We start from the raw sequence: 5,524 nt of genomic DNA, 5'->3' as shown, positions 1-5,524 counted from the left end.
AAATTTTATTATATTGTTATTAAAATATTTCTTCTAAAAATCCATATTAATAAATATAGCCCATATAAAAAATTATATGAGCTATATTTATTAATATGAATAAGGTGGAGCTATAAATGGATAAAGCAATAACGATAATCCAACCAATGAAGCAATAGGAAATCTTCTTCTTCTATAACGTCTATACCTTCTAGGCATTTGTCTTGATGTTGTTTCATCCTCATTTTCTATTACATCTTCTCCAACTAATACAGTTACCCCATAGTCATCTGAATCTGTAATTATTCCATCAAATTTACTTCCATCTTTTAGAGTTATGATAACATGAAAGTCTTTTAGTTCATTGCATTTTTCCTGCATTTTATTTATATTTCTAGATGTATTCATTTTCTTTCATCTCCTTTCCTTTACATAATATGAATTATTCCTAACCTTGTTACTTTTCAAATTTATAGACTTATAAACTTACAGTAAAAAACTCATACCTAATTTGATATGAGTTTCTCTAGTTTATAATCTTAAACTATTTGATAATATAATCCGTCATTTGTGCAGTAAAAATATAGTCTTCCATGACCTTGTTTACGGAATCTAAATTGCATATTCCATTCAGGGTATTGCTTTACAATAAGAGCTCTATCTCCTCTTACATATGCTACAAATGAGATGTAATGTTCTTTCTTCATCTCATGTTCAGAAGTTACAAATAATTCATCTTCAACAGGTTCTATATTAAGTAAATGTTTATCATCTGCCTTTTTAACTTCTAATGGTTCTATTTTTTTCCCACAACATGATATACTTGCATCACCTGTAGCAGTCATTAAATTATTACATTGTGGACATACATAAAATTTTAATTTGTTCATATTTCCTCCTACGAATTCGTTTAAATTTATTTCTCCTGATAAAATTCCATCAACACTTGTTCCTAATATTTGTGCTAACTCTGGTAATAATGAAATATCTGGGCAGCCTTGCCCTCGTTCCCATTTACTTATTGTTTTATCACTTATATTCATTTCATCAGCAACTTGTTTTTGAGTCATATTTTTTTCTTTTCTTAATTGGTAAATTAAATTACCAATTTTTTTACAATCCATCGGCCCCACCTCTTAATAATAATTTAAACTACTTAAAGATTTTATTCAATAAACGAATCGTAGAGTAAAACAAAAGACATACCTGATAATTCAAGTATGCCTCAATTTATTTTAAATATTATAGTTTAAATCCTTTTTTTATAGCATTAGTTGGACATGACTTAACACATTCTCCACATCTTATACAATCTATGCTATTTGGCTTTTTATAAACTTCTATATCCATATGACATTTTTTAGTACATACATTACATCCTACGCACTTCTCTTTATCAATACTGTATTTATAAAAGCTAAATTTATTAAAGATTGAATAAAATGCTCCTAATGGGCAAAGGTATCTACAAAACGGTCTATATACAAATGTAGATAATATAATAATTGCTATAAGTATAAATAACTTCCAAGCATATAAAAATCCTATAGTACTTCTTAAAGATTCATTTAATAGTACTAGGGGTATACCTCCCTCTAAAGTACCTGCTGGACATATAAATTCACAGAAATATGGTTTGGATAATCCAAATTCATTAGTTACAAACATAGGTAAAATTATTACAAATACCAATAATATTACATATTTAAGATATTTTAAAGCTCCATCTAGTGTCTTATTCACTTTAACTTTTTTTACCTTCACTTTATATAATAAATCTTGGAAAAATCCAAATGGACATAGCCACCCACATATGAATCTTCCAAATACAACACCAAATAAAGTCATTAACCCTACTATATAATAGGAAAAATTGTACTTTATGCTTCCTAAAACAGCTTGTAATGATCCTATAGGGCATGAACCTAATGCTCCAGGACATGAGTAGCAATTAAGTCCTGGAACACATAATTTCTTAGTATCTCCTTGATATATCCCTTTTTCAATGAATCCCTTGAAGTTAGCATTTGTGAGTAATGTAGCTATTAATTGAGTTATATTTCTTTTATCCAATTCCAATACACTCCAAGCATATGTTAATAGCTTTCTTTAATACTACTTTAACCTCACCTCTACTAGATCCTACTGCAATAAAGCAAATACTCATAGCTAACACTATATATCTTGTTAATTTCTCTTTCATATAATAATCCTACTTAATAGATTTTAAAACTTCATCTATTTTTGCATTGTATTCAGCTTTACTTGCTGTTCCTACTAAAGCTGTGCTTACTATTTTACCGTCTTTATCTACAAATATTGTAGTTGGAGTTCCTTTAACATTTTTAAGTATCCACTCATGTAAATCTTTATCTGGTATTACATTATCAAATTTAACACCTTTTTTATCCAATATTGATTTAGCTAATGCCTCATTATCTTCATCTGGCGTGTCTGCTACAACTCCGATAATATTAACTCCTTTAGATTTAACTTCCTTAGATAATTCTTGTAATTCTGGCATTTCATCTATACATGGCATACATGATGTACCCCATATATTTATCATTGTAAGTTTATTCTCTTTAAATATAGAACTATCTATGTTTTTACCTTGTATAGTTTTAGATTTAAACGATATAGTACCATTTATACTCTCTTCAGTTGCTTTTTCATCTTTAGTGTTAGATTTTATTTTAGATGGATCAATTGGTTTTATACTATCCTTAAACTCATTTATAGACTTTTCAATATTTTTAACCTCAGATTTTGAATCATCTGATAAGTTGCTGTCGTCTATTTTTTCGTTATATACAAAGTAGTATACATAGTTATTTAGCTCTCCAACTTTATCTTTTTTACTATAATTTGAATATTTTTCACTTTTTAATACTTTCTCAGCATCATTTTTATTTAATTTTAATATAGAACCTATATTTTTCATTTTTTCCATATATAAATTCATTAATTTTTCTTCATCTGATTTATCTATTTTCCCTTTATTAGATACTTTCTTTTCATCCATTTTCTTAGACAATTCACCCAGTTCTTTTGCATCATCAGTACACATGAAACTAAATGACATTTCACTTTCATCTAATACCGCTCCTCCAGCTCCAATTTTTTCCCAAGAATTAGGTAACTTAAACTTAACTCCTAACTCTTGTACTACTGTTTCATCAGAACTTTCTTGATTACTACTTTGTGTTTGTGCTGACTTATTTTTATCTGATGTTTTGCTTCCTAAATTGCTACATCCCCCTAATGCTAAAACTGCAATTAAAAAACCTGTCATTAGAAATCTTCTTTTCATTTTATCTCTCCTCGTTTGTTATTATTTACACTATACATCTTAAATGATTAACTTTAACTGTAATTAAACTCAATCTTAAATAAACCTTAAAAATAAATTGTTAGTACTTTTAGTAAAATCAATAATATTTAGGCATAAAAAAACATCGGATGATTTTAACATCCGATGTTTTTATTATATTAATCTTCTACAAGTTTACTTAATTTTTTATCTAAAGTCCATAGTACTATTCCACATACAATTACTACAGCTCCTACCATAGCATATGCAGGTGCAAATGAGAATTTTGATAAGAATTCATATAAGTAACCATGTGCTTTAGCAGCTATAAATACTGCTAGTGGCCATATCCCCATCATTAATCCCAATACTTTAGCAGGTGAAAATTTACTTATAAATGAATTTCCAAGTGGAGAGAATACCATTTCACCAAGCGTCATTAATACTCCAAACATAACTATCCATATTAAACTCGCTTGACCATCTCCTCTTAATACTTCTGCTAATGCCATTACTGCAAATGATAATCCTAGTAATACCATACCTAATGCAGTTTTCTTGAACATACTTAAATCCCCTTTAGGAGATCTTGCACGTTTATTCCAAACCATAGCTAATATTGGTCCAAGAATTATACAAGAAAGAGCATTTAATGAGTCGAACCAAGCTGATGGTACTCTAAAGTTTCCTATCATCCAATTGGCTTTATTAGCATCAGCAAAATCTGGTCCCCAATGATATAGTATTGGTAAGCTTGTTAAGTAGTATACTAACCAAAATGCTATAGAGAATACTGTAAGGAATACAATTGCACCTATTCTTAATTTATCTTTTTTAGTTAAAGGCTCTTCAGAAGATCTTTGCGCTCCTGATTCAGATGTAACATTAGTTTCATTTACTTTAAATGGTTTTTTACCAACATCTCCAAATGAAGCTTTTCCTCCAACTACAAACCATATTGTATCTAAGAATAAAAGCAAACCACATATTAAGAATGTTCCTCCAAACCCTACTGCAGAATAAGCTATGAAAGATACAAGTGTAGTTCCTATAAATGAACCTATATTAACAAAAGAATATTGAACAGAAAATGCACCATCAAGGTCTTCTTTATTTTCAAATAATCTACCATTTATACCTGCTAGATTCCCTTTAAATAATCCTGTTCCTATTGATACAAGTATTATCATTGCCCATACAAGTCCAATTGATGTTTGAGCAGATGCTTGCCATCCACACATATATCCAAGTCCCATAAGTATCGTTCCTATAGGAACACATAATCTTGGACTTAACCATCTATCTGCTATAAGCCCTCCAAGTATAGGAGTTACATAAGTAAATGCTACTAAGTTGGCAATCATTTTAGCTCCATCTGATGAACTTAATCCAAGTCCTCCTTTTGCAACTGCTGCAACTATGAATATTCCAATTAACCATTTAGAAGAATAAAATGCCATACGTTCTAATGTATATGAGAATGAACAAACATAAAAACCAAAAGGATATTTCTTTTTATTTTTTACTGCGCTTTCCATATTCCCCTCCAAAATATTTAGTATAATATTTTCTTGTATATGATTAATTTAATTATTGCATATACAAATTACTAGTATCTATAAAAGATAACTAGCTACCCCTTTTAAATTTTGTTGGATATCCCCTCCAACTATTAATGTTATAATTTCATCGTTTTTTACTACTCATCAGTGTCAATTAAGTATAAACATTCTGAATATAATAAATAAATGTAATGATTCCATTTTGACTTAAACACTGATTTTAAAACTGCACACTTAATAATATTTTAATTTTACAATACTCTTGGATTATTGTTTGATAGACTTAGATGTTATATGATGCTTTTAAATGTTTGAAAACTAATTCTATTTAGTCTGTTAAGATTATGTCTGAGTTGATAAATTTCATTAGAAATTTTTAGATGTCTATATAGCTTGAATTTAAATAATATGTACGATTAACTTTTCGCTATATATTTTTTAATTTAGTCATTTTATGAAGTAGTCTTTTACTACTATAGTTGAAATATTAGTACTTTTTTCTGCATGTACTATATTGTTTTTGTCAAAATAAAAGTGATGATTATAATCGCCTCCAATTTCAACAATTTTCCAACAATTTACATTATACCCTCCCTTAAACTATTTACCTCCTTATGAGAAATTTAGCAAAAAAACTTTTTACTGTCAATATAAATATTCTTTATATTAA

6 protein-coding genes are annotated in these 5,524 nt (G+C 28.4%); all 6 read right to left on the bottom strand.

Annotated features, from left to right (window positions below; translation table 11 throughout):
* Positions 1-90: 90 nt before the first annotated feature.
* On the bottom strand, positions 91-387 hold the full coding sequence (locus VN21_RS15690) for a hypothetical protein (protein ID WP_046824084.1): 297 nt from the start codon (positions 385-387) through the stop codon (positions 91-93).
* Positions 388-518: 131 nt separating this feature from the next.
* Positions 519-1,103, bottom strand: coding sequence for a helix-turn-helix domain-containing protein (locus VN21_RS15685; protein WP_046824083.1), 585 nt, complete (start codon positions 1,101-1,103; stop codon positions 519-521).
* Positions 1,104-1,221: 118 nt separating this feature from the next.
* Entirely contained in the window at positions 1,222-2,052 is an 831-nt protein-coding gene (locus VN21_RS15680) for a 4Fe-4S binding protein (RefSeq protein ID WP_046824082.1), read from the bottom strand.
* The gene (locus VN21_RS18900; protein ID WP_167335613.1) at positions 2,045-2,182 is read right to left on the bottom strand and encodes a CD1871A family CXXC motif-containing protein; all 138 of its coding nucleotides are present in this window, start codon (positions 2,180-2,182) and stop codon (positions 2,045-2,047) included. The genes VN21_RS15680 and VN21_RS18900 overlap by 8 nt, the downstream gene beginning before the upstream one ends.
* 9 nt (positions 2,183-2,191) lie before the next feature.
* The gene (locus tag VN21_RS18015; RefSeq protein WP_052952117.1) at positions 2,192-3,292 is read right to left on the bottom strand and encodes a TlpA family protein disulfide reductase; all 1,101 of its coding nucleotides are present in this window, start codon (positions 3,290-3,292) and stop codon (positions 2,192-2,194) included.
* Positions 3,293-3,471: 179 nt separating this feature from the next.
* On the bottom strand, positions 3,472-4,830 hold the full coding sequence (locus VN21_RS15670; protein WP_046824081.1) for a peptide MFS transporter: 1,359 nt from the start codon (positions 4,828-4,830) through the stop codon (positions 3,472-3,474).
* Positions 4,831-5,524: the final 694 nt, after the last annotated feature.

Source organism: Paraclostridium benzoelyticum (assembly GCF_001006285.1).
GTDB lineage: Bacteria > Bacillota > Clostridia > Peptostreptococcales > Peptostreptococcaceae > Paraclostridium > Paraclostridium benzoelyticum.
The sequence above is the reverse complement of the archived record's forward strand: the minus strand, read 5'-3'. Positions and strand labels throughout refer to the sequence as shown.

What these genes read in the sequence shown, in the direction of transcription:
- VN21_RS18015 (WP_052952117.1), bottom strand. Translation starts at nt 3,292, where the DNA reads ATGAAAAGAAGATTTCTAATGACAGGTTTTTTAATTGCAGTTTTAGCA.
- VN21_RS15690 (WP_046824084.1), bottom strand. Translation starts at nt 387, where the DNA reads ATGAATACATCTAGAAATATAAATAAAATGCAGGAAAAATGCAATGAA.
- VN21_RS15685 (WP_046824083.1), bottom strand. Translation starts at nt 1,103, where the DNA reads ATGGATTGTAAAAAAATTGGTAATTTAATTTACCAATTAAGAAAAGAA.
- VN21_RS15670 (WP_046824081.1), bottom strand. Translation starts at nt 4,830, where the DNA reads ATGGAAAGCGCAGTAAAAAATAAAAAGAAATATCCTTTTGGTTTTTAT.
- VN21_RS18900 (WP_167335613.1), bottom strand. Translation starts at nt 2,182, where the DNA reads ATGAAAGAGAAATTAACAAGATATATAGTGTTAGCTATGAGTATTTGC.